Annotated in this window: 22 protein-coding genes; 13 read left to right on the top strand and 9 right to left on the bottom strand. The window is 70.7% G+C overall.

Annotated features, from left to right (window positions below; all coding sequences use genetic code 11):
• The first annotated feature begins 14 nt into the window (after nucleotides 1–14).
• The 4 genes from ACX28W_RS10025 (at nucleotide 15) to ACX28W_RS10040 (ending at nucleotide 4,149) form a co-directional block, all read left to right on the top strand.
• On the top strand, nucleotides 15–803 hold the full coding sequence (locus tag ACX28W_RS10025) for a ricin-type beta-trefoil lectin domain protein (RefSeq protein WP_458998492.1): 789 nt from the start codon (nucleotides 15–17) through the stop codon (nucleotides 801–803).
• Nucleotides 804–1,221: 418 nt separating this feature from the next.
• Nucleotides 1,222–1,689 carry a hypothetical protein gene (locus ACX28W_RS10030; RefSeq protein WP_458998494.1) on the top strand — a complete coding sequence of 156 codons (468 nt, stop codon included), beginning with the start codon at nucleotides 1,222–1,224 and terminating at the stop codon, nucleotides 1,687–1,689.
• A gap of 114 nt (nucleotides 1,690–1,803) precedes the next feature.
• Complete coding sequence (locus ACX28W_RS10035) at nucleotides 1,804–3,522, top strand: multicopper oxidase family protein (protein WP_458998496.1); 1,719 nt, start codon at nucleotides 1,804–1,806, stop codon at nucleotides 3,520–3,522.
• Nucleotides 3,523–3,618: 96 nt separating this feature from the next.
• Nucleotides 3,619–4,149: a GNAT family N-acetyltransferase gene (locus tag ACX28W_RS10040; protein WP_458998498.1), complete on the top strand. Its 531-nt coding sequence runs from the start codon at nucleotides 3,619–3,621 to the stop codon at nucleotides 4,147–4,149.
• Here ACX28W_RS10040 and ACX28W_RS10045 read toward each other — a convergent pair.
• Complete coding sequence (locus ACX28W_RS10045) at nucleotides 4,118–4,954, bottom strand: serine/threonine protein kinase (protein ID WP_458998500.1); 837 nt, start codon at nucleotides 4,952–4,954, stop codon at nucleotides 4,118–4,120. The genes ACX28W_RS10040 and ACX28W_RS10045 overlap by 32 nt on opposite strands.
• 36 nt (nucleotides 4,955–4,990) lie before the next feature.
• Nucleotides 4,991–6,046, bottom strand: coding sequence for a LacI family DNA-binding transcriptional regulator (locus ACX28W_RS10050; RefSeq protein ID WP_458998501.1), 1,056 nt, complete (start codon nucleotides 6,044–6,046; stop codon nucleotides 4,991–4,993).
• 398 nt (nucleotides 6,047–6,444) lie between these two features.
• Between ACX28W_RS10050 and ACX28W_RS10055 the strand changes: the two genes are divergently transcribed.
• From ACX28W_RS10055 to ACX28W_RS10070, 4 genes are all read left to right on the top strand, one after another.
• The gene (locus ACX28W_RS10055; protein WP_458998503.1) at nucleotides 6,445–7,806 is read left to right on the top strand and encodes an ABC transporter substrate-binding protein; all 1,362 of its coding nucleotides are present in this window, start codon (nucleotides 6,445–6,447) and stop codon (nucleotides 7,804–7,806) included.
• A gap of 5 nt (nucleotides 7,807–7,811) precedes the next feature.
• A complete protein-coding gene (locus tag ACX28W_RS10060) occupies nucleotides 7,812–8,825 on the top strand; it encodes a carbohydrate ABC transporter permease (protein ID WP_458998558.1) in 1,014 nt (337 codons plus the stop codon).
• Nucleotides 8,826–8,837: 12 nt separating this feature from the next.
• On the top strand, nucleotides 8,838–9,740 hold the full coding sequence (locus tag ACX28W_RS10065) for a carbohydrate ABC transporter permease (RefSeq protein WP_458998505.1): 903 nt from the start codon (nucleotides 8,838–8,840) through the stop codon (nucleotides 9,738–9,740).
• 109 nt (nucleotides 9,741–9,849) lie between these two features.
• Nucleotides 9,850–11,274 (top strand): GH1 family beta-glucosidase, encoded by a 1,425-nt coding sequence (locus ACX28W_RS10070; RefSeq protein WP_458998507.1) that lies wholly within the window; start codon nucleotides 9,850–9,852, stop codon nucleotides 11,272–11,274.
• 269 nt (nucleotides 11,275–11,543) lie between these two features.
• Here ACX28W_RS10070 and ACX28W_RS10075 read toward each other — a convergent pair whose 3' ends face one another.
• Both ACX28W_RS10075 and ACX28W_RS10080 read right to left on the bottom strand, forming a co-directional pair.
• A complete protein-coding gene (locus ACX28W_RS10075; RefSeq protein WP_458998560.1) occupies nucleotides 11,544–12,080 on the bottom strand; it encodes a DUF4240 domain-containing protein in 537 nt (178 codons plus the stop codon).
• A gap of 91 nt (nucleotides 12,081–12,171) precedes the next feature.
• A complete protein-coding gene (locus ACX28W_RS10080) occupies nucleotides 12,172–12,531 on the bottom strand; it encodes an ATP-binding protein (RefSeq protein ID WP_458998509.1) in 360 nt (119 codons plus the stop codon).
• A gap of 246 nt (nucleotides 12,532–12,777) precedes the next feature.
• On the opposite strand from ACX28W_RS10080, the gene ACX28W_RS10085 reads away from it, so the two are divergent.
• Together ACX28W_RS10085 and ACX28W_RS10090 are read left to right on the top strand one after the other, a co-directional pair.
• Nucleotides 12,778–13,659 carry a helix-turn-helix domain-containing protein gene (locus ACX28W_RS10085; protein WP_458998511.1) on the top strand — a complete coding sequence of 294 codons (882 nt, stop codon included), beginning with the start codon at nucleotides 12,778–12,780 and terminating at the stop codon, nucleotides 13,657–13,659.
• Between the two features lie 14 nt (nucleotides 13,660–13,673).
• Entirely contained in the window at nucleotides 13,674–13,868 is a 195-nt protein-coding gene (locus ACX28W_RS10090; RefSeq protein ID WP_458998512.1) for a DUF397 domain-containing protein, read from the top strand.
• Between the two features lie 6 nt (nucleotides 13,869–13,874).
• On the opposite strand, the gene ACX28W_RS10095 is transcribed toward ACX28W_RS10090, so the two are convergent.
• Nucleotides 13,875–14,552 (bottom strand): response regulator, encoded by a 678-nt coding sequence (locus ACX28W_RS10095; protein WP_458998514.1) that lies wholly within the window; start codon nucleotides 14,550–14,552, stop codon nucleotides 13,875–13,877.
• Nucleotides 14,549–15,829, bottom strand: a complete 1,281-nt coding sequence (locus ACX28W_RS10100; RefSeq protein WP_458998516.1) for a sensor histidine kinase — start codon at nucleotides 15,827–15,829, stop codon at nucleotides 14,549–14,551. The genes ACX28W_RS10095 and ACX28W_RS10100 overlap by 4 nt, the downstream gene beginning before the upstream one ends.
• 199 nt (nucleotides 15,830–16,028) lie before the next feature.
• Here ACX28W_RS10100 and ACX28W_RS10105 point away from each other — a divergent pair, with 199 nt between their 5' ends.
• Together ACX28W_RS10105 and ACX28W_RS10110 are read left to right on the top strand one after the other, a co-directional pair.
• Nucleotides 16,029–16,718: an ABC transporter ATP-binding protein gene (locus ACX28W_RS10105; protein WP_458998518.1), complete on the top strand. Its 690-nt coding sequence runs from the start codon at nucleotides 16,029–16,031 to the stop codon at nucleotides 16,716–16,718.
• Nucleotides 16,715–19,075, top strand: coding sequence for an ABC transporter permease (locus ACX28W_RS10110; protein WP_458998520.1), 2,361 nt, complete (start codon nucleotides 16,715–16,717; stop codon nucleotides 19,073–19,075). The genes ACX28W_RS10105 and ACX28W_RS10110 overlap by 4 nt, the downstream gene beginning before the upstream one ends.
• Before the next feature lie 132 nt (nucleotides 19,076–19,207).
• On the opposite strand, the gene ACX28W_RS10115 is transcribed toward ACX28W_RS10110, so the two are convergent.
• Nucleotides 19,208–20,584, bottom strand: coding sequence for a sensor histidine kinase (locus ACX28W_RS10115; protein WP_458998522.1), 1,377 nt, complete (start codon nucleotides 20,582–20,584; stop codon nucleotides 19,208–19,210).
• Nucleotides 20,581–21,297: a response regulator transcription factor gene (locus tag ACX28W_RS10120; RefSeq protein ID WP_458998524.1), complete on the bottom strand. Its 717-nt coding sequence runs from the start codon at nucleotides 21,295–21,297 to the stop codon at nucleotides 20,581–20,583. Before ACX28W_RS10120 ends, ACX28W_RS10115 begins: the two co-directional genes overlap by 4 nt.
• A 110-nt stretch (nucleotides 21,298–21,407) precedes the next feature.
• Between ACX28W_RS10120 and ACX28W_RS10125 the strand changes: the two genes are divergently transcribed.
• Nucleotides 21,408–21,929 (top strand): hypothetical protein, encoded by a 522-nt coding sequence (locus ACX28W_RS10125; protein ID WP_458998526.1) that lies wholly within the window; start codon nucleotides 21,408–21,410, stop codon nucleotides 21,927–21,929.
• A 12-nt stretch (nucleotides 21,930–21,941) separates the two neighbouring features.
• On the opposite strand, the gene ACX28W_RS10130 is transcribed toward ACX28W_RS10125, so the two are convergent.
• Nucleotides 21,942–22,763 (bottom strand): spermidine synthase, encoded by an 822-nt coding sequence (locus ACX28W_RS10130; protein ID WP_458998562.1) that lies wholly within the window; start codon nucleotides 22,761–22,763, stop codon nucleotides 21,942–21,944.
• Between the last annotated feature and the right edge of the window lie 23 nt (nucleotides 22,764–22,786).

The raw sequence follows: 22,786 nt of genomic DNA on the forward strand, positions 1-22,786 counted from the left end.
TCGTCGTGCCCTTCATGGCACAGATCGACCTGCTGCCCGACAAGGACGGCAAGAGTGACACGGTGGCGGTTGCCGCCCCCGACACCTCTGCGACCGCCACGCCGCCGGCATCGCCCGGGACGATCCGCGCCGGCGGCGGTTCACGCGGCTCCGGCAGCAACATTCCTCCTGCGACGGGGTCCAGGGGCCAGTTGACCGGCAGCGGCACGACGGGCGGTATCGGCACCGACGCGACCGGCGGTGCGTCCCTCGGCGGCGTACACGGAAGCGGCAGCGGTGCGGACACTCCCAGCGGTGCTCCGACCCGGTCCGGGACGCAGTCCGGTTCCAGGTCGGTCGACGCGCCCGCGCGGTCTACAGCCACGCCCAGGCCCGCGGCCACGCCCTCCGCCTCAACTCCGGTCGTCGCCCCGGGCGTGCGCATCCCCAGTTACGACAGCGGTCGTTGCATCGCGGTGAGCGGCGCCCAGCGCAGCACCGGCCGCGACGGCGCACGGCTGGAGATCCGGGACTGCGACAACGGCGCCTGGCAGAAGTGGGACGTGCGCTCCGACGGTACGATGCGCGCGTTCGGCCTGTGCATGGACCTGGCGGGGGCCTCGACCGGGAACGGCACGGCGATCCAGCTGGCCAGGTGCAACGGCGGCTGGGCCCAGAAGTTCGTGCTCAACAAAGCCCATGACCTGGTGAACTCGCACGCGGACAAATGCGTCGACGTCCTCGACGAGAAGACCGCGAACGGCACCAAGCTCCAGTTGTGGAGCTGCACCGGGACCAGCAACCAGAAGTGGTACACCTCCTGACCCTTGCGCGGTGCGGGCGGCTCCCCGCCCCGGTACAGGGCCGGGGAGTCGGCCGGACCACGAAGTAGCCCTCCGCGTCCGTCAGCCCCTCCGGCGAACACCCAGGGCTGACTCACACTTTTTGACACTGTATTGGTGTGGCCGGATGCACCGTGTGGTCCCTGTCGTCGAACCAGGCCGCGAACCCGGCCCGCACCGCGTCCATCACCGCCAGACCGACCGGCTCCCGCGCCCACCGCGGCACACCGCCATACAACGTCAGCGAGCGTCATCCCTGCGCATAGGTCAGCCCTTCGTCGTACTCCCACCCTGACGGTCTCTCAGCGAAGCCGCGGCGTTACTCCGTACGAGTGGCACAACCCCTGGCGCGGTCGTAGCGTCGAAGCAGAGACCGGAGACAGGGGGGCCGGGAGCGGAGATGCGCAGACAAAGGGTAAGGACAGCGGTCACGCTCTGTGCCGCCGCGACGCTCGTAGCGGCCATGGGAACGGCTTCCGCCGCCCCGGTGGCGCCACCATCGACCACGCACGCCGTGCAGCAGCAGCTCGGACGACCCGTGATCGTCGACTGCTTCTGGGACCCACAAGTGCTCCCCGACGAGTTCATACTCGCCTGCGGTGACGGCAACAGCCTCCTCGTCTCGCTCGACTGGTCGCACTGGGGCCACAACTCGGCGACGGCCGAGGGCCTCAACGTGGTGAACGACTGCAAGCCGTACTGCGCGGCGGGCAGGTTCCACGCCTACCCCGTCGTCGTGCGGCTCGACCATCCGGAGCCGTGGAAGAAGCACCCGCAGCTGCAGCACTACACCAGGATGAGCCTCGTCTACACCGACGGCAGGCCGGACGGGTACGCGCGCGTGGAGACATATCAGCTGTGGAACTGACCTCGCCGATGCGTTAGAGGCGCCGCGTCAATTCTCGAGACGCGCCGCCTCAGTTCTCGAGACGCGCCGCCTCAGTTCTCGCATATACCACCATAAACCGTGTGTTATTCGTTCATGCATATCCTTACGCGACGCACCTTGCTCGGTGCCTCGATCGTGGCCGCCGGCTCGGGAGTCCTGGCCGCCTGTTCCCGGTCCGGCTCCACCTCCGAGCCCGTCTCCCACTCGGTGGCCGACTCGAACCCGGTGAACGGCCCGCGTCCGGGGTCCGGCTCGCACTCGGCAGCCGGCTCACGCTCGGGGTCCGCGTCGGGCTCCGGAGGCCCCGCCGGCCATGGTTACGGCCACGACGGTGGGGGCTTCGTCCCCAAGGGACCCAAGGGATACGTGAACCCGTCCGATCCCGAGGTCCTCGCCGTCGAGAAGGAACGCGGACCCGGCCCTCTCCGCAGGTTCAAGTTCACCGCCACCGAGACGTCCCTCGACCTGGGCGGGCGGACCGTCAGGTCATGGGCGTACGGCGACACACTGCCCGGCAAGGAGGTCCGGATCACCGCGGGCGACATCCTCGATCTCACGGTCGCCAACCACCTGCCCGTGGCGACGACGCTGCACACGCACGGTGTTCGCATGCGCTGCGACATGGACGGCGTACCGGACCTGACCCAGTACTCCATCAAGCCCGGCGCGGAGTTCGGCTACCGCTTCGCGGTGACGCACCCGGGCACGTACTGGTTCCATTCTCACTCGGGTTTGCAGGTCGACCGCGGCCTGTACGCACCGCTGATCGTGGAGGACCCCCAGGAGCCTCTGTCCTACGACAAGGAGTGGGTCGTCGTCCTGGACGACTGGGTGGACGGCGTGAACGGCTCCACCCCGGACGGCGTGCTCGCGCAGTTGCTCGACGGCAAGGAATCGCCGATGAGCAGGGGGATGGAGGGGATGGAGACGGGAGGGGAGCACGCCGATCCGTCCGTCGGCCCCTCCCGCGTCCTGCACCACTCCCACAGCCGCATGCTGCACAGCGAGGGCGGCAATGTCGCCTACCCGTACTACCTCGTCAACGGCCGCCTCCCGCACGCTCCTTCGGTGTTCCGGGCCCGCCCCGGGGACCGCGTCCGGCTGCGGATCATCAACGCGGGGAGCGACACGGCCTTCCGGGTGGCGCTGGGCGGCCACGAGATGACCATCACGCACACGGACGGCTACCCGGTCGAGCACGCGAAGACGGACGCGCTGCTGATCGGCATGTCCGAGCGCTACGACGTACTGGTCACCGTCAAGGACGGGGTGTTCCCGCTGGTCGCGCTGGCCGAGGGGAAGAAGGGCAGGGCGCTGGCGGTGCTGCGCACCAGCCGTGGCACCGGCGGTCGCAGAACCGTTCCCGCGCCCTCCGCGCATCCACGGGAGCTGAACGGGATGGTCGTGCCGGCCAGGCGTCTCGTGCCGCACGAGTCCGTGGCCCTCTGCGATCGCGAGCCGGACCGCGAGATCCGCATCAGGTTGACCGGCGGCATGCGGAAGTTCGACTGGGGCTTCGACCACCGGCCCTACTCCCTCGAACAGCGCCACCCGGTCCGCCAGGGCGAACGGGTCCGGCTGACCCTCGTCAACGGCACGGACATGTGGCACCCCCTGCACCTGCACGGCCACACCTTCGCCATGACCGGCATCGACGCGGTCGGGCCTCGCAAGGACACGGCCCTGGTGCTGCCGCACCGCAAGCTGGTGGTCGACTTCAACGCCGACAACCCGGGCCTGTGGATGCTCCACTGCCACAACCAGTACCACTCCGAGTCCGGCATGATGACCGTCCTCGGCTACCGCAAGTGACGCCCGCCAGGGCCTCTCGGCGAGTCGGCGTCGCGCAGCCGGCCGAGCACCGGGAGGCCCTGTTGTCGCGGGTTCACGGACGCATACCGTGACGTCATGTCCGCTGACCGCCTCCGCGTCATCCACACCATGCGTCCCATCCGCACCACCCGCCTCGATCTCCTCCCCCTGCGCGTAGAGCACGCCGAGGAGATGGCCGAGGTGTTGTCGGACCCGGCGCTGCACACGTTCATCGGTGGTGCGCCCGCCACGGCCGAGGCCCTGCGCGCCCGCTACGAACGCCTCGTCGCGGGCTCCCCCGACCCCGCCGTCAGCTGGTGCAACTGGGTCGTGCGGCTGCGCGCGGGCGGGTGTCTGGTGGGTACGGTCCAGGCGACGGTCACGGAAGAGGCCGCGGAGATCGCTTGGGTGGTGGGCACTCCTTGGCAGGGGCGCGGATTCGCGACGGAGGCCGCCAGGGGGCTGGTCGACCGGCTCGGGCGGCAGCACCCCGCGCACACCGTCGTCGCCCACATCCACCCGGACCACCGGGCCTCCGCCGCCGTGGCCACCGCGGCCGGACTCACGCCGACCGGCGAGGAACAGGACGGCGAGGTCAGGTGGCGGCGGTCGGTGAGTCGGCGGTAGCGCTCCGCCACGCGGCGGCGAAGTCGTGGACGTGCCCGAAGCGGTCCTCCGGATCGGCGCGGGTGGCGCGGATGATGACCGCCTGCTGGGCCGGGGTGCCGCGCCAGGCCCGCTCCTCGTCACCGGCGTCCAGCAGCAGCCGGGCGGCGCGGCCCAGGGTGAACACGGTGGTCCGCGAGTCGATCACCGAGCCTCGTACGAACTCCTCGGGGGCCATGAACCGGCGGGAACCCGGCAGCCGTTCCTCCTCGACCACGAACGGACCGGGCCGGTACTCGTCGAGGTCGACCAGGTGTACGACGTCGGCCGTGAAGTCGTACAGCAGCGCGCCGTCGTAGAAGTCGACCGCGACCTGGCCGGCCACCTCCACCGCGAGATGGGCGTCGAGGATCCGGTCGAGGGCGCCGAGGACGCGGGCGGTCGGCAGGGCGCGGAAGCGGGCCAGGGGGCTGTCGGGGGCGGTGCGGTCGCGCGGGCCGCCCACCGTGGCGGGGTACAGCACCTCGCCGTTCCGCCAGGGCATCACCACCGCCCAGCGGTCCTCTACGGCGATCCGGTGGACCTGCGGGACGATCGCCCGATGCCGTACGGAGCGGTGGAAGGCCCAGCCGCGTTCGAGGGAGCGCCGCCCGCGGTCGGTGACCGCCTCCTTGACGAACCACCGTGCCCCGTCGAGCAGCCGCACCCCGTACGACACACACCCCGAGTCCTGCTCCCGGAACACCCGGAACACTTCGCCCACCCGGCCCAGGTAGGGCTCGACGGCGGTTACTTCATCGACTCCGAGCAAGGGATGGAGGACCATGGTCATCAGCCTGCCCTACCGAGCTCCTCCCGCGCGTCAGGACGAGGCCCGCGCCACCAGTTCGGTGGGCAGCACGACCTGTCGTTTCTCCAGCTCGCGCGAGACCGCCGGGCGCCGGTCCGCGATCTCCTCCAGCAGGAGGTCGATCATGGCGCGGCCCATCTCCACGATCGGCTGGCGGACGCTGGTCAGGGGCGGGTCCATGTGGCGGGCGATGGCGGAGTCGTCGTAGCCGACGAGGGCCACGTCGTCGGGGATACGGCGGCCCGCCTCGCGCAGGACCTGGCGGGCGCCGGCCGCCATCACGTCCGAGCCCGCGAAGACCGCGTCCAGGTCCGGGCAGCGGGCCAGCAGCTCGGTCATGGCGCGGCGGCCGCCCTCCTCCGTGAAGTCGCCGGGGACGATGAGGTCCTCGTCCACCTCGCGGCCCGCGGCGCGCAGGCCCTCGCGGTAGCCGTCGACGCGACGCTGGGCGCCGAAGACGTCGAGGCGGCCCGCCAGATGGACGATGCGGCGACGCCCCTTCGCGATCAGGTGTTCGACGGCCATGCGACCGCCGCCGAAGTTGTCGGAGTCCACCGACGGAAGGGTCTCGTCCGGCGCGCGGCGACCACTGATCACCGCCGGGATCTCGAGCTGGGAGAGAAGGTCGGGCAGCGGGTCGTCCGCGTGGACCGAGACCAGGAGTACGCCGTCCACGCGGTGCGCGGCCAGGTACTGGGCGAGGCGCTGCCGCTCCCGGTCGCTGCCCGCGAAGATCAGCAGCAGCTGCATCTCGGTCTCGGAGAGCTCGGCGCCCACGCCCCGCAGCATGTCGGAGAAGTACGGTTCCGCGAAGAAGCGGGTCTCCGGCTCGGGGACGACCAGGGCGATCGCGTCCGTGCGGTTGGCGGCGAGGGCGCGCGCCGCCGTGTTGGGGACGTAGCCCAGCTCCGCGACCGCCGCCTCGACGGCGGCGCGGGTCGCATCGCTGACCCGCGGCGAACCGTTGATCACCCGGGACACCGTGCCGCGGCCCACCCCGGCACGCGCGGCGACCTCCTCGAGGGTGGGCCGCCCGCCGCTCCGGCCCCGCGTTCCGTGGCCTGCCATTGGCTCCGCCCTTCCGCCGTCATCACCCTGGCCTGGAATCTAACAGTCCCGTTGGGGGCCGCGACCGCCCGCGGGGGCCGCCACCCCAGACCTCCGCTCCGGCCCGAACGGCCGCGCGCTCAGGCTCCGGATGAGCCGAACGCGCCTGGGCGGCTCCAAGAAGTGGAAGCCTCCGAGTTAGTTAACAGGCCGATAACTGAAGACATCTCTCCGTGTCTGCTCCCTTGACACCCCCGCAGGAACCGACGAACCTTCAACACATCACCTGTGGGAGCGCTCCCACGGTACCTGACACATACACATCCCGCACGTTCCCCGCCCGAGCCGCAGCGAGAACTAACGGGCCCAACAATGCAGTTGGCCGGGGGGTCGGCACGTCAGGGCAACAGGAGGACGCAATGCGAGCACGTACCCTCCCCCACTCTCGACTTCGCTCGAGCGGGGGGACCCCCATCGCCCGCCAGGCGGTGGTCATCGCGGCCGTCGCGTCGCTGGGCGCCGGGCTGCTGGCCGGCTGTGCCGACGACGGCGACGACAGCTCCGGCTCGTCGTCGGACGGCGGCGGCAAGGGCAAGACCACGATCACGCTGGGTCTTTTCGGTACTCAGGGCTTCAAGGAAGCCGGCCTCTACACCGAGTACGAGAAGCTCAACCCGGACATCAAGATCGCCGAGAACGTTGTCGAGCGGAACGAGAACTACTACCCGCCGCTCCTCAACCACCTCACCACCAACAGTGGCCTCCAGGACATCCAGGCCGTCGAGGTCGGCAACATCGCCGAGATCACGGAGACCCAGGCGTCGAAGCTGATGGACCTGTCCAAGGAGGCGGGCGTCGAGGAGAGCAACTGGCTGGACTGGAAGTGGAAGCAGGCCCTCTCCAAGGACGGCCAGACGGTCGGACTCGGCACCGATATCGGCCCGATGGCCATCTGCTACCGCAAGGACCTCTTCGAGAAGGCCGGTCTGCCCACCGACCGCGAGGAAGTGGGCGAGCTGTGGGCGGGCAGCTGGGAGAAGTTCGTCGAGGCGGGCGCGGACTACAAGAAGAAGGCCCCGGCGGGCACCACCTTCCTGGACTCGCCCGGCGGTCTGCTGAACGCCATCCTCGGCAGTGAGAGCGAGAAGTTCTACGACTCCTCCGGAGAGGTCATCTACAAGACGAACCCAGCCGTCAAAGCCGGCTTCGACCTGACCTCGAAAGCCGCGGAGGACGGACTGACCGGCAAGCAGACGCAGTTCCAGCCCGCCTGGAACACGACGATCGCCAACAGCAAGTTCGCCGCGATGTCCTGCCCGCCGTGGATGCTCGGCTACATCAAGGGCCAGTCGAAGCCCGAGGCCGCGGGCAAGTGGGACGTGGCCGCGTCCCCCAAGGCCGGCAACTGGGGCGGCACCTTCCTGACCGTGCCCAAGTCGGGCAAGAACACGAAGGAGGCCGCGAAGCTCGTCAAGTGGCTGACCGCGCCCGAGCAGCAGGCGAAGCTCTTCAGCGTGCAGGGCAGCTTCCCGAGCGCGCCGGGCGCGTACACGCTGCCGCTGGTCACCGACGCGAAGAACGACATGACGGGTGACGCCCCGATCGGCGCGGTCTTCGCCGAGGCGGCCAAGGAGATTCCGGCCCAGGTCATCGGCCCGAAGGACCAGATCATCCAGCAGGGTCTGACCGACAACGGCGTCATCCTGGTGACCCAGGGCAAGTCGCCCGAGGAAGCCTGGGAGACGGCCACCAAGACCATCGACAACAACCTGGAGAAGTGACCGGTATGACCGCCCGGCACGACACCGCCGCGCCCCCCGCGAAGGAGGGGGGCGCGGCCCCGGCCCATCCGCCCTCCGGCGAGCTCCCCGAGGCGGACAAGCGTCGCCGGGACCGGCTCTCCCGCCGGTGGCAGCGGGACATTCGCTGGAGTCCGTACGCGTTCGTCTCGCCGTTCTTTCTGCTCTTCGCCGCCTTTGGGCTCTTCCCGCTGATCTACACGGCCTGGGCGTCCCTGCACACGGTGGAGCTGACGGCGCCGACGGACATGGAGTGGGTGGGACTGCGCAACTACACGCGCATCTTCGACGACGAGTTCTTCTGGAACGCGGCGCAGAACACCCTGACCATCGGCATCATCTCGACGGTCCCGCAGCTGCTGATGGCGATGGGCCTGGCCCACATCCTCAACTACAAGCTGCGCGCCTCGAACTTCTACCGGGTCGCGATGCTCGCGCCGTACGCGACGTCGATCGCCGCGGCCTCCCTCGTCTTCGTGCTGCTCTTCGGTCGCGACTACGGCATGATCAACTGGGCGTTGAACTTCGTCGGCATCGACAACATCGACTGGCAGAACGACAAGTGGCCCTCGCAGTTCGCCGTCTCGACCATTGTCATCTGGCGCTGGACCGGCTACAACGCGCTGATCTACCTGGCCGCGATGCAGGCGATCCCGCAGGACCTGTACGAGTCCGCGGCCCTCGACGGCGCCTCGCGCTGGCGGCAGTTCATCCACGTGACGCTGCCCTCGCTGCGCCCGACGATCCTGTTCACCGTGGTCGTCTCGACCATCGGTGCGACCCAACTCTTCGGTGAGCCACTGCTGTTCGACCCGAACAAGGGTGCGTCCGGCGGACCCGAGCACGAGTTCCAGACGCTCGGGCTCTATCTGTACGAGCAGGGCTGGGTCAACCTGCACCTGGGCCGGGCCTCCGCCATCGCCTGGTCGATGTTCCTGATCCTCATCGTGATCGGAGTCATCAACTACGTCATCTCGCGCCGGCTGCGCGCCAGTAGTTAAGGAGAACCGGCCGTGACGACGACACTGACGAAGCCGCCCGCCCCACAGGACACGCCCCCCAAGCGGCGGCGCTCCATGGCCAAGCGGGCCGGCGGGCATATGCACGCCGGACCGATCGCGTACATCATTCTCGCCCTCTTCACCATCGGCTCGCTGTTCCCACTGGTGTGGACGGCGATCGCCGCCTCGCGCGACAACAACCGGCTCGCGCAGACCCCGCCGCCGTTCTGGTTCGGCGGCGGCCTGTTCGACAAGCTCGAACTCGCCTGGGAAAACGCCAACATGGGCGAGGCGATAATCAACACCACGCTGGTGGCCGGGACCTCAGCGGTCACCATCGTGGTCCTGTCCACGATCGCCGGGTTCGCCTTCGCCAAGCTGCGCTTCAGAGGGCGGGGCGCGCTGATGCTGATCGTGATCGGCACGATGATGGTGCCACCGCAGCTCATGATCATCCCGCTCTACATGATGGTCGCCGAGCTCGGCTGGACCGACCAGCTCCAGGCGGTGATCCTGCCGTCGCTGGTGAACGCCTTCGGGGTGTTCTTCATGCGGCAGTACCTGATCCAGGCCCTGCCCGACGAGATCATCGAGGCGGCCCGCGTCGACGGCGCGAGCAGCTGGCGCGTGATCTGGCACGTCGTGTTCCCGACGGCCCGGCCCGCGATGGCCGTGCTCGGCATGCTGATGTTCGTGCAGACCTGGAACGACTTCCTGTGGCCGTTCCTCGTCCTCACCCAGACCGGCAACCCGACCGTGCAGGTCGCAGTCGCGGGCCTCGGCCGCGGCTTCACCCCCGACCAGTCGCTGATAATGGCGGGCGCGCTGCTCGGCACGCTGCCGCTGCTGATCGTCTTCGCGATCTTCGGCAAGCAGATCGTCGGCGGCATCATGCAGGGCGCCGTCAAGGGCTGAGCCCCACCGCTCACGGGGGCCGGGTCACAGCCGCCTCGGCCCCCCGTATCCCTCCTCCCCCTCCTACCCGTCGGTCTCCACGACCCCCGGCCCCTATGGGAGCGCTTCCATGCCTGAGCCTGTGACCTTCCCGCCCGCCTTTCTCTGGGGTGCGGCGACCTCCGCGTACCAGATCGAGGGGGCGGTGCGGGAGGACGGCCGTACGCCCTCGATCTGGGACACCTTCAGTCATACGCCCGGAAAGACGGCCGGCGGCGAGAACGGTGACGTGGCCGTCGACCACTACCACCGCTACCGCGACGACGTGGCGCTGATGGCGGATCTGGGCCTGACCGCGTACCGCTTCTCGATCTCCTGGTCCCGGGTGCAGCCCACGGGCCGGGGACCGGCGGTGCAGCGGGGCCTGGACTTCTACCGCCGCCTGGTCGATGAACTGCTGGCCCACGACATCAAACCGGCCGTCACGCTCTACCACTGGGACCTCCCGCAGGAGCTGGAGGACGCGGGCGGCTGGCCGGAGCGCGACACGGCGCTGCGTTTCGCCGAGTACGCGCAGATCGTGGGCGAGGCGCTGGGCGACCGCGTCGAGCAGTGGATCACGCTCAACGAGCCCTGGTGCAGCGCGTTCCTGGGGTACGGCTCCGGAGTCCACGCCCCCGGCCGCACGGACCCGGAGGCCTCACTCAAGGCCGCCCATCACCTGAACCTGGCCCACGGTTTGGGCACTTCGGCGTTGCGGTCCGCGATGCCGGCCCGCAACACGGTCGCCGTCAGCCTCAACTCCTCGGTGGTCAGGCCGTTTTCGCAGGGACCCGCCGATCTGGCGGCGGTCCAGCGCATCGACGACCTCGCCAACGGCGTCTTCCACGGCCCGATGCTGCACGGCGCGTACCCGGAGAGCCTGATCTCGGCGACGTCGTCGGTCACGGACTGGTCGTACGTCCTGGGCGGCGACCTGGCGGCGATCAACCAGCCGCTCGACGCGCTGGGCCTCAACTACTACACCCCCGCGCTGGTGTCGGCCGCGGAGTCCACGCCGGACACCCCGCGCGCGGACGGCCACGGCGCAAGCTCCTACTCCCCCTGGCCGAGCGCGGACGACATCGCCTTCCACCAGACTCCCGGCGAGCGCACCGAGATGGGCTGGACGATCGACCCGACGGGCCTGCACGACCTGATCATGCGCTACACGAGGGAGGCGCCGGGTCTGCCGTTGTACGTGACCGAGAACGGAGCGGCGTACGACGACAAGCCGGACCCGGAGGGCCGCGTGCACGATCCCGAGCGGATCGCCTACCTGCACGGCCATCTGCGCGCGGTCCGTCGCGCGATCGCGGACGGCGCGGACGTCCGCGGCTACTACCTCTGGTCCCTCATGGACAACTTCGAGTGGGCCTACGGCTACGGCAAGCGCTTCGGCGCGGTGTATGTCGACTACGCGACCCTGATCCGCACGCCGAAGTCGAGCGCCCACTGGTACGGCCAGGCGGCGCGAACCGGCACACTGCCGCCGCTGTCGCCCGCGGTCGAGTAAGCCACCGCCCAGGGGGAGCGGGGGACGGGGCGCGGCACCTGAGGGGGGTGCCGCGCCCCGACGCTTCACCTTCGCTGTGAAAGGACCCGAGATGATCGGTGACGGGCTCCGCTGGATAGCCGAGGCGTATCCCCTCGGCTACAGCGTCATCCTCTGCGATGGCCTCACCCTCGAGCAGGTGCTCGCACGGCTCGGCGCGCGACCGGACTCCCTCTACCCGCTGACCCGGGGCGGCGCTGTCCTGTCGCCGGCCATAGGTACGAGTTCGCTCACTCCAGGTAGAGGGCGGCCAAGCGTGGCAGTCGGCGACTCATTTCACCTTGGTCGTCGAAGTCGAAGTCCCATCCGGGTTCCAGCGTTGGGTATCGGATAGTGAACGCGCCGTCAGGAAGCTGCTTGCCGGTTGCCGCTATGTGTGCGTTCCAGGCGATGCTCAGTACTTCCTCGCAGTCGAGATCGACTCCGTCTGCTGCCGAAGCTCGCACAACAGGCAGATCGGCGAGGGCGTCAGGATCGGCGATCACGCCCTCGAAGGCCTCACGCCCTTGCGCGATCAGCCAGCCGCGGAAGTAGTCGAAGCCGTCGTCCGAACATCCGCCGTTGATCACATAGGCAGCGGCCCACAGCGGATTCGTGTAGGAGTCGGACATCAGGTCCCACAGCACCTGCGCAGCGGCGACGATCTCCTCGACCGGGTGGGTGGCCAGCAGCGAGGTCGCCCGGCGGGCCACCGCCTCGCCGTCGTCCGGGCCGACCGTCTGGTTGCGAGCGGTTTCGATGAGCTGCCAGAACTGCTGTTTGTCCATGTCGGCCGAGCATGCCACCTGCCACTGACACAACGCTTCGGTGACCAGCACGCCCCGGCGCCTGGCAGGTGGGGTGCCGTGCCCCGACGCGTCATGCTTCGCACTGCCCGAGCTCGAACCAGGTCGCCTTTCCTGGCCCCGGTCCGTGTGTGCACACGCCCCACGCGTCGGCGCCGTACGAGATGAGCTGTATGCCGCGGCCGTTTTCCTCGTGGGGAGTGGGGATACGGCAGGTGGGCAGGCCCGGGGCCTCGTCGTGCACACAGGCGTTGATGGCGTTGGTGACCGCCTCGGAGGTCAGCAGGACGGCGGTGTCGGTGAGTTCGGGACGGTGGGACGCGGTGAGCAGGGTGCGGACGGTTTCGCGGGCGGCGCGGACCCAGACGGGGTGGGGCGGGAAGACGAGGGAGACATCGGTGGGGGTGGTGGTGCGGTGTGGGGGGTCCTCCATGGGAAGGGGCTCCTTCGGGTTGGGCGCGCGCACGCGGTGACCAGGTCCGGGTGTCCTCAACTCCGTTGAGGGTGGGGGTTCTTCCTCGGGGCGCGGGGTGGTTGGGTTGTCTGCGACGGTACGGTCACTTGTGATCCGAGTTCAATCGTGAACGCCACTTACGACCCTTGTGGGTGACCTCGGAAGCAACCGGTCGACGTCGCTGCCGCGATCGCGGCACACTGCGCACGGCCACAGGGAGGGAATGTGCCACCAAGGAACAGCCCCAGCGAACGCCAACGCCGCCTGGGCGCCGAACTGCGCAAACTCCGGCTGCGCGCGCGCATGTCGTCCGATGACGCGGCCGAAGTACTGGAGGGCGAGCGCTCACGCGTCAGCCACATCGAGGCCGGGCGGCTCGATGTTTCCCGCAACCGGCTCTACAGGTTGCTCCGCGCGTACGACTGCCCAGCCGGACCGTACTTCGACGAGCTCATGGGCATGGCCGCCGCAAGCGGGCGGGGTTGGTGGGACAGGTTCGACGACACGATCGGCCCCACCGCCCGGAACCTGGCAGAGCTGGAGTCACGGTCCGCCGTGCTGCGGACGCACGAACCGCTGTTCATCCCTGGCATGCTCCAGACCGAGGAGTACGCGCACGCCGTGCTCAGCGAGACCGAGGAGGACCCTCGACGGGCCGGCCGATACGTCGAGTTCCGCCTCGCCCGGCAGCGCGTCCTGGACGGCCACTCCCCCGTGACGTACCGGTCAGTCATCCATGAGGCCGCACTGCACGCACGGATCGGCGGTCCCCAGGTCATGCGTCGGCAACTCCTGCGGCTGATCGAAATCTCCCGGCTGCCCAACGTGACCGTGCAGATCTTCCCGTTCGAGGGCGGCGGCTACTCCGCCTACAGCCGCTCGTTCGCCCTTTTCGGCGGCGTGGCACCCGAATTGGACACGGTCTATCTGGAGCACCCCATGAAATCTCTCTTCCTCGACGAGGGAGAGCATCTCGATGAGTACGCCAAGATGTTCGAGCGGCTTTCCGAACTGGCCCTCGCCCCTGTCGACCCCGAGTCGGCACCGGAGACCCACGAGACCCGCGACTCACTGAGCCTGCTCCAGCACGTCATGTACGCCCTGTGAAAGGAACCCCCGAGATGCCTCAACCCACCTGGCAGAAATCCTCATTCAGCGGCGGCGGCGAAGGTGAGTGCATAGAGCTGGCGGCAGCGACCCCGGGCCACATCCACCTCCGCGAAAGCGACCACCCGTACGCCATCGCCACCACCACACCCCACGCCCTCGCGCACCTCCTCCGCACCCTCAAGTCCGGTCTCGCCACCGGAAGTTGACCGGTGTCAGCCCGTCAGGGCGGAGCCCGGTGTGATCAGCCCCGTCTCGTACGCGGCGATCACCGCCTGGGCGCGGTCGCGGAGCTGGAGCTTGGACAGGATGCGGGCCACGTGGGTCTTCACCGTGGCCTCGCTCAGATGGAAGCGGCGGGCCAGCTCCGCGTTGGTGTGGCCGCGGGCCAGGGCGGCGAGTACTTCCAGCTCTCTCGGGGTGAGCGCGGACAGGTCGCGGTGCAGGGAAGCCGTACGGGTGTCGGTCGTGGCGAAGCGCTCCACCAGGCGGCGGGTGATGGTGGGGGCGAGCAGCGCGTCGCCGGAGCGGACCAGGCGGACGGCGGCGGCAAGGTGCTCGGGGGGCACGTCCTTGAGGAGGAAGCCGCTGGCGCCGGCGGTCAGCGCGGCGTAGACGTACTGGTCGAGGTCGTACGTGGTGAGGATGATGACGCGGGGCGGGTCCTGGCTGCCGTCGAGGATGCGGCGGGTCGCCTCCAGGCCGTCGGTGCCCGGCATCCGGACGTCCATCAGGACGACGTCCGGGAGTGTGCGCCGTACCACCGCGACCGCCTGCTCGCCGTCGGAGGCCTCCCCGACCACCTCGATGCCGTCCGCCGCGAGGATCATCCGGAAGCCGGTGCGGACCAGGGCCTGGTCGTCGACGATCACCACGCGCGGCGCCTCGGTCACGGGTCCTCCACTGGGATCACGGCACCGACCCGGTAACCCCCGCGCGGGCGCCTGCCGTTGTGCAGCGTACCGCCGTACACCGCGAGCCGTTCCCGCAGGCCGATGAGGCCGCGGCCGTTGCCCTCGGCGGACGTCGGCACGCCGCCGGAGTCCTGTACGTCCACCCGCAGCTCGCCGGGCGCGTACGTGACGGCGACGGTCACGCTCGCCCCCGCCGCGTGCTTCACGGCGTTCGTGAGTGCTTCCTGTACGACGCGGTAGGCGGCCAGGTCCACTCCGGCGGGGAGTTCGCGCGGGGTGCCGGTGACGGTGAGCTCGATCGGTACGCCCGTGCCGCGCACCCGGGACACCAGTTCGTCCAGCCGGTCCAGGCCCGGCTGCGGCGCCAGGTCCACGTTCTCCGGTGAGCCGTCGGAGGCCATGGTGAGCAGGCCCATCACCTGCCGCAGCTCCGACATCGCGGTCCGCCCGGCCGCCTCCACCGCGAGCATCGCCTCGCGGGCCTGGTCCGGGGACACGTCCAGCACCTTGCGGGCCGCGCCGGCCTGGATCGTCATCATGCTCACGTTGTGGGTGACCACGTCGTGCAACTCGCGGGCGATGCGCTGCCGTTCCTCGTCCACGGCACGCCGGGTGGCGGCCTCCTGCTGCGCCTGCATGGCCCGGACCCGCTGGCGCCAGGCGTGGAGGCCATTGGCGGCCAGCGCGATCGGCGCCAGCACCAGCAGCGGGATGAGACTGCGGTCGACGTCCGGGACCAGCCCGTCGGCGGCGAGCAGGACGGCGCCGACCGCCAGGCTCGCCCCCGCGGCCTTGCGGTGCGGGCTGTACATCGCCGCGCTGTACGCCGCGATCAGCACCGAGGCGAACGTGACCGCCGTGGCGTCCCTGTTGACCTCGCTCAGATGGAACAGCGCCGTCGCCCCGAGCACCGCCCAGAACGCCGCCAGCGGATACCGCCTGCGCCACGCCAGCGGTACCGCGGTCAGCACCGCCAGCACCATCGCCCACCAGGTGAGGGGGCCCAGGGTGTGCTCGACGGCCGGGACGATGACGCGGGCTCCGACCGGAGGGACGGGCGGGACGGGCGGCACCCGCGGGTCCGGTACAAGCACCTTGGTGTCGTCCCCGTCCTGGGGCACATCGTCCACGTACGCCCGGTCCAGGTCGGCGCTGACCGTGCCGACGGCCAGCACCAGGGCAAGTACCGCGTCCGCGGCCCAGGCCCAGCGGGACAGCCGCGGCGGCACACCGACGAGGGGAAGCGCACGTTTCACCGGGCCAGTGTGCCAAGCCCTCCGGGACCTGGGGATCCGTCGTACGGCGCAGGCGCGTACCTCTCCGGCGTACATCGCGGGGATGACGCGGCCCCGGCTCCGCCCAGCACGGTACGGGTCTTCCCCACCGCGGCCGACGTGCCCGCCCGGCGCCCGCGCCTAGCTTCGGGGCCCGATGACGCCGAGCCGTGGAGGAACCATGACCGATCCCCTGATCGAGCTGCGCGAGGTGCGCAAGGCGTACGACGAGGGCCCACCGGCGCTCGCCGGGCTGACGCTGAGGGTGCGGGCCGGGGAGGCGCTCGCGGTGCTGGGTCCGTCCGGCAGCGGCAAGTCGACCCTGCTCAACCTGATCGCCGGTCTCGACCGGCCGAGCGAGGGCAGCGTCACCGTCGACGGGTTGCGGGTCGACGAGTTGAGCGAGAGCGCCTCGGCCCGCTACCGGCGCTCCCGGATCGGGATGGTGTTCCAGTTCTTCAACCTCCTCGACGATCTGACGGTCGCCGACAACGTGCTGCTGCCGGCCCAGCTGTCCGGCATGCCCCGGGCGAAGGCGGCCGCCCGAGCCGCCGAACTGCTGGCCTACCTCGGCATCGACCGGCACGCCCGCGCCTACCCCGGCCGGCTCTCCGGCGGCGAACGGCAACGCGTCGCCGTCGCCCGCGCGCTGATGAACCGGCCGCCGCTGTTGCTCGCCGACGAACCGACCGGGGCGCTGGACACGGCGTCCGGGGCGGAGGTCCGGGAACTGCTGCGCGAGCTCAACGCGGACGGGCAGACGATCGTGCTGGTCACGCACGATCTGGCGCTGGCCCATTCCTGCGCGACCCGGACGATCGAGCTGGTCGACGGGCGCATCGCGAGCGACGTTCCGGCGGTGGCGTCGTGAGCCGGGCGGACGTGCTGGGCAGCCGTCTCGGCGCCCTCGGGAAAGTGGTGCGCGCCGGGGTCGGCAAGCGACACGTGCAGACGACGGTGATCGTGCTGACGACGCTGCTGTCGGTGGCGGCGTCCGTGCTCGCGGTCGGGCTGCTGGTCGCGTCGCACGCACCGTTCGACAAGGCCTTCGCACGGCAGCACGGGGCGCATCTGACGGCGGAGTTCAAGGGGGTCCTGGCATCGCAGCTCACGAAGACCGCGTCCGTGAAGGGAATTGAGGCGACCGCGGGCCCCTTCCCGGTGACCTCCGCCCGGCTGCACGCGACCGAGGGCGAACCGCCCGGCGTCGCGCCCACGCCGCTCACCGTGGCCGGGCGGGCATCGGCCGACGGCGCCGTGGACGACGTCAGCCTCGTCAACGGCCGCTGGGTGAAGGCGCCGGGCGAGATCGTCGTGGAGGCGGGTTCCGTCAACCCGGCCATGCAGGTGGGTAACACGGTGAGCGCCGGGGACGTGGAGCTCACCGTGGTCGGGATCGCCGAGTCGGTGGGGGAGAGCGCCGACGCGTGGGTCGTACCGGCGCAGTTGACGGCGCTGGACGCGAAACCCTCGTACCAGATGCTCTACCGCCTCACCGACGCGGACAGCCGCGCCGATGTCGCCGCCGGCCTCAAGGCGGTCACCGCCGCCGTGCCGGATCGCACGCTCACCGGTTCCCAGTCCTATCTCGACGTCAAGCAGGCCGCCGACGCGGTCACGGGCGCGTACATCCCCTTCGTCACCGCCTTCGCGCTGCTGGGGCTCGCCATGTCGGTGCTGGTGATCGGGATCGTGGTGAGCGGTGCGGTGAGTGCCGCGACCCGGCGCATCGGGATCCTGAAGTCCCTCGGGCTCACCCCGTTCCAGGTGGGGCGGGCCTATGTGGCACAGGCGCTGATCCCGGCGGTGGTGGGTGCGGTACTGGGCGTGTTCCTGGGCGATCTGCTCGCCGTGCCGCTGATGGCGGACGTGGCCACGTCCTACGGGACGGGCAAGCTGCTGATCCCGCTGTGGGTGAACCTCGTGGTGCCCCTCGCCGTCCTCGCGGTCGTCGCCGTGACCGCGCTGGCCCCCGCGCTGCGGGCGGCCCGGCTGCGTACCGCGTCGGTGCTCGGTGTCGGCCGCGCGGCGACCTCCGCCCGGGGGCGTGGCGTACGGCATCTGCTGGGCCGGCTGCCGCTGCCCCGTGCGGTGAGCCTGGGGCTGGCGGGCCCGTTCGCGCGGCCCGCCCGTTCGGCGACGACGGCCGGGGCGGTGGCGTTCGGGGCGCTGGCGGTGACGTTCGCGATGGGCCTCGGAAGCACGCTGTTCGCGATCCAGAGCAACGGCGAACCGGACCGGGCGGCGGGAGCGGTGACGGTACGGACGATGGTGCGCGTGGAATTCGGTTCCGGGGCCGCCGGACCCGCCGATGCGGCGGCGGTCGCAGCGGTGATCGAGTCCCGCCCGGAGAAGGCCTCGTCCTACCGCACCGCCCGTGCCCAGGTACGCGTGCCGGGCCTCAAGGGTGCGGTGCCGATGCGGGCGTACGACGGGGACTTCGCGCACAGCCGCCGCACCATGGTGGAGGGCCGCTGGTTCGCGGCGCGCGGAGAGGCGGTGGCGGCCTCGCGCTTTCTGCAGGTGACGGGCAAGCGGCTCGGGGACACGGTGACGCTGTCCGAGCAGGGCCGCACGGTCCGGCTGAAGATCGTGGGAGAGGTCTTCGACCTGAGCGAGGAGGGGCTGACCCTCCGCACTTCCACCTCGTCACTGGCAGGACTCCCTATCGATTACCAGCCCAGCGAGTTCAGCGTGACGCTCGACTCGGGAGCGGACACGAGGAGCTACGTCGAGGCGCTCAACGCGGACCTGAAGGCGCTCGGCGCGGAGGCGTTCCGCACCGGGCAGGGCGAGTCGAGTGTCATCCTGGCCATGCAGGCACTGATCGCGACGCTCACCCTCATGCTGGTGGTGGTGGCCTGCCTGGGTGTCCTCAACACGGTGGTGCTCGACACCCGCGACCGCGTCCGTGACCTGGGCATCCTCAAGGCCCTCGGCATGTCACCACGCCAGACGGTCGCCCAGGTCCTCACCTCGGTGGCGGCCATCGGCTTGGGGGCCGGCGTGATCGGCGTCCCGCTGGGCGTGATCCTGCACGGGTACGTCATGCCTGCGATGGGAAACGCAGTCGGCACCCGGATCCCGGCGAGCCTCATCGACGTGTACGACGTCCTCACCCTGACCCTGCTGGCCCTGGCCGGGGTGGTGATCGCCGTGGCCGGTGCGCTGCTGCCGGCGGGGTGGGCCGCGCGGACCCGGGTGGCGCGGGCGCTGCGGGCGGAGTGAGGGCCTGGAGCCTTGGGGAGAGGTCGGCTGAACGGCGACAAGCCGCACCCTCCCACCGGGTTCACCCCGGCCCGGAGGGGAGGATCCGGCCGGGGCCAATAGCGACCACTTCGGCCCGACGGCCGGCGCGGATCAGCTCACACCCACGCCGCGCCTACGCCGCCGTACGGACCCCCTGTGACCTCGCCGAACCGGCGCCCGCCCGTCCAGCTGGATCCAGATCCGCACCTCGGTACCCCCCAGCACCGACGAGCCGATCCGCACATCCCCGCCCGTCGACTCCGCGAGCCGCCGCACGATGTCCAGGCCGAGCCCGGTCGAGCCGTCGCTCCCGGACCCGCGTCCCCGTGCCATCGCCGCCTCCGGGTCCACGATCCCCGGCCCCGCGTCCGACACCAGCACGATCACCGCGTCCTCGCCGTTGTGCACGTCGACCGCGAAGGCCGTGCCCTCCGGGGTGTGCCGGAAGACGTTGCCGAGGAGGGCGTCGAGCGCGGCCACGAGGTCGGCCCGGGCGACCGGTATGCGAACCGGCCGGTCCACGCCCGCGACCCGCACCTTGCGGCCCTCGTCCTCCGCGAGCGCCGACCAGAAGTCCATCCGCTCACGGACGACCTCGGACGCGTCGCAGCCGGCCCCGACACCTATCGCCGCCGTCTGCGGTTTGGCTTCCCGGGCCGTCCGGATGATCGTGTCGACCTCCCGCTCCAACTGCGCGACGGCGGCCCGGGTCTGCTCGGCGGCGGGCCCGTCCCCGAGCGAGGCGGTGTTCAGCCGCAGCACGGTCAGCGGGGTGCGCAGGCGGTGCGAGAGATCTGCCGCCAACTCCCGCTCGTTCGCCAGGAGTTGTACGACCTGATCGGCCATCGAGTTGAACGCGACCGCCGCCAGCCGCAGTTCGGTCGGGCCTTCCTCGGGCACCCGCGCCCCCAGCTTCCCCTCCCCCAACTCGTGCGCGCCCTCGACCAGCCGCTGCGCCGGCTGCACCATCCGCACGCCCAGCCGGTCGGCGACCGCGACCGAGCCGATGATGAGCGCGACGCCGACCGCGGCGAGCACCGCCCAGGCCGTACCCACGCCGTTGCTGACCTCGGACTCGGGGACGTACACCTCCACGACCGCGATCTCACCGGAGCTCAGCGCGGTGGGCTGGAGCAGGGTGGAGCCACCGGGGACCTCCGTGGTGGAGGCCCGGCCCAGCTTGCGCGTGGTGGCGATGTCCTCGGCGGCGGCGCGCCGGCGCCCGATGTCGACCGCCGCCTCGCCGTCACTCGCCGGTATGTGCACGGCCATCCCGTCGTCCGAGCCCGCGGAGGCGACGACCCGCGCCAACTCGTCCCGGTCGGTGGTGATGGAGAGCGCGGGCGCGATGGCCGCGGCCTCCCGCTCGGCATTCGAGAAGGCCCGGTCCCTCGCCATCTCCTTGATGACGAGCCCCAGCGGAACCGCGAAGGCCACCACGACCATCGCGGTCACCGCCACGCACACCTTGACCAGCGCCCACCTCATAGCGGCGGCACCGCCGTCGGTGGTTCCGTCCTCGGCGGCTCCAGCTTGACGCCGACGCCCCTCAACGTGTGCAGATAGCGCGGCCGCGCCGCCGTCTCGCCCAATTTCCGGCGCAGCCACGACAGATGGACGTCGATGGTCTGATCGTCCCCGTACGACTGCTGCCACACCTCCGCCAGCAGCTCCCGGCGCGCCACGACGACACCGGGCCGCCCGGCGAGAAAGGCGAGCAGGTCGAACTCGCGCCGGGTGAGATCCAGCCGGACGCCGTCCAATTCGGCCTGGCGGCGCAGGGGGTCGATGGCGAGGCCGCCGACCCGGATGACCGGCGACGCGGGTGTGTCCCCCGCCGCGCGCGAGCGGCGCAGGACGGCGGCCATCCGCGCGGACAGGTGCTCGACCGAGAACGGCTTGGTCAGATAGTCGTCCGCCCCGTCGTTCAACAACCGGACGATCTCCGTCTCGTCGTCCCGCGCGGTGGCGATGATCACCGGGACGTCGGTGATGCCGCGGAGCATCTTCAGCGCCTCGGCCCCGTCCAGATCGGGCAGGCCGAGGTCCAGGATGACGACGTCGAAGGAGAAATGGGCCACCTCGCGCAGCGCCTCAAGCGCGGTGCCGACGCTGCGCACCGTGTGCGAGGCGTCGGTCAGATGCCGGATGAGAGCGCTGCGTACGAACTGGTCGTCCTCGACCACGAGCACACTTGCCATGCGCCGCACCGTACGCCATCTGTGCGATGCCGGTCCGGCGCCTGTGGATAACTCCGACTGCGCACAGTCCATGAGACACCCGTGGGGCGCGTGGGGCAGTATGGCCGGCGATGCTCAGAGGACTGGTACACGTACTGGCATGGTCGCTCGCCACGGGCGCGGCGGTCACGTTGTCGTGGTGGGGTGTGCACACGGTCATGACGGGGACGGCCTACAATCCCCCGCGCGCCCTGCCCATCACGGCGGCCGACGCCGCCACGCAGGAGGCGAAGCCGCTCGCCTCGTCGACCGGTCGGTCCCCGGCGTCGCCCAGTCCCGCCGCCCCGAAACCGGAGACGAGCCGCAAGCCGACCACCACGCCGTCACCTTCGAAGTCGCCCTCCCCCAGCGCGAGCAGCCCGACGGCCTCCGGTCGCGTCAAGAGTTACGACACCGACGGCGGGCGGGCCGTCTTCGACCTCGACGAGACGTCCGCGACGCTCGTGTCCGCGACGCCGGGCTCCGGTTGGTCGATGCAGGTGTGGAAGACGGAGAGTTGGATCCGGGTGGAGTTCACCTCGGGGGCGGATCGGGTGTCGGTGTTCTGTACGTGGCATGACGGGCCGCCGAGGGTGGACATCGGAACCTACTAGCTCCTTCGGCCATCAGCGGAACACCGATGCCGGTGGCGCCGGGGACGCCACCGCTGCCGCGTCCGCCACCGGTAGCGCTCCTCCGGTGAAGTCGGCCAGCTGCTTGCCGTGTTCGACGCGGCCGGGGTGCGGGTCCGAGGCGGCGCGGCGGGTCAGTTCGGCCACGGGCAGGGGATGGTCGGAGGCGACGAGGACGGCGTTCCCGAAGCGTTTGCCGCGCAGTACTGTCGGGTCGGCGACGAGGGCCAGCTCGGGGAAGACGGTCGCGGCGGTGGCGATCTGGCCGCGCAGGTGGGCCAGCGGCGGTCCGTCCGCGAGGTTGGCGGCGTACAGGCCACCGGGCTTGACGACCCTGCGGACGTCGCCGAGGAATTCGACGGACGTGAGGTGGGCGGGCGTACGCGCTCCGCTGAACACATCGGCGATCACCAGGTCCGCCCAGCCGTCCGGCACTTTGGCGAGCCCGTCCCGGGCGTCCATGGAGCGCACCCGGATCCGGGCGTTCGGGTCCAACGGGAGTTCGCGGCGGACCAGTTGGACCAAAGGCGCGTCGCGTTCGACGATCTGCTGGGTGGAGCGGGGGCGGGTCGCGGCGGTGTAGCGGGCGAGGGTGAAGGCGCCGCCGCCGAGGTGCACGGCGTGCACGGGCTTGCCGGGCGGGGCGACGAGGTCGATGACGTGGCCGAGCCGGCGCTGGTACTCGAAGCTGAGGTACGCGGGGTCGTCGAGGTCCACATGCGACTGCGGGGCGCCGTCGATCAGCAGGGTCCAGGCGCGTGCGCGGTCACGGTCGGGTATCAGCTCGGCGAGCCCGCCGTCGACCGTCTCGACGATCGGCTCGACGCCCGCCCGGCCCC

The organism is Streptomyces sp. SD15 (genome assembly GCF_054462255.1).

Excerpts from the sequence above, each read along its gene's own strand:
- ACX28W_RS10075 (WP_458998560.1), bottom strand. The coding sequence starts at position 12,080 with ATGGACAAACAGCAGTTCTGGCAGCTCATCGAAACCGCTCGCAACCAG.
- ACX28W_RS10040 (WP_458998498.1), top strand. The coding sequence starts at position 3,619 with ATGTCCGCTGACCGCCTCCGCGTCATCCACACCATGCGTCCCATCCGC.
- ACX28W_RS10120 (WP_458998524.1), bottom strand. The coding sequence starts at position 21,297 with ATGGCAAGTGTGCTCGTGGTCGAGGACGACCAGTTCGTACGCAGCGCT.
- ACX28W_RS10070 (WP_458998507.1), top strand. The coding sequence starts at position 9,850 with ATGCCTGAGCCTGTGACCTTCCCGCCCGCCTTTCTCTGGGGTGCGGCG.
- ACX28W_RS10050 (WP_458998501.1), bottom strand. The coding sequence starts at position 6,046 with ATGGCAGGCCACGGAACGCGGGGCCGGAGCGGCGGGCGGCCCACCCTC.
- ACX28W_RS10035 (WP_458998496.1), top strand. The coding sequence starts at position 1,804 with ATGCATATCCTTACGCGACGCACCTTGCTCGGTGCCTCGATCGTGGCC.
- ACX28W_RS10055 (WP_458998503.1), top strand. The coding sequence starts at position 6,445 with ATGCGAGCACGTACCCTCCCCCACTCTCGACTTCGCTCGAGCGGGGGG.
- ACX28W_RS10060 (WP_458998558.1), top strand. The coding sequence starts at position 7,812 with ATGACCGCCCGGCACGACACCGCCGCGCCCCCCGCGAAGGAGGGGGGC.
- ACX28W_RS10090 (WP_458998512.1), top strand. The coding sequence starts at position 13,674 with ATGCCTCAACCCACCTGGCAGAAATCCTCATTCAGCGGCGGCGGCGAA.
- ACX28W_RS10115 (WP_458998522.1), bottom strand. The coding sequence starts at position 20,584 with ATGAGGTGGGCGCTGGTCAAGGTGTGCGTGGCGGTGACCGCGATGGTC.
- ACX28W_RS10030 (WP_458998494.1), top strand. The coding sequence starts at position 1,222 with ATGCGCAGACAAAGGGTAAGGACAGCGGTCACGCTCTGTGCCGCCGCG.
- ACX28W_RS10105 (WP_458998518.1), top strand. The coding sequence starts at position 16,029 with ATGACCGATCCCCTGATCGAGCTGCGCGAGGTGCGCAAGGCGTACGAC.
- ACX28W_RS10025 (WP_458998492.1), top strand. The coding sequence starts at position 15 with ATGGCACAGATCGACCTGCTGCCCGACAAGGACGGCAAGAGTGACACG.
- ACX28W_RS10080 (WP_458998509.1), bottom strand. The coding sequence starts at position 12,531 with ATGGAGGACCCCCCACACCGCACCACCACCCCCACCGATGTCTCCCTC.
- ACX28W_RS10125 (WP_458998526.1), top strand. The coding sequence starts at position 21,408 with ATGCTCAGAGGACTGGTACACGTACTGGCATGGTCGCTCGCCACGGGC.
- ACX28W_RS10045 (WP_458998500.1), bottom strand. The coding sequence starts at position 4,954 with ATGGTCCTCCATCCCTTGCTCGGAGTCGATGAAGTAACCGCCGTCGAG.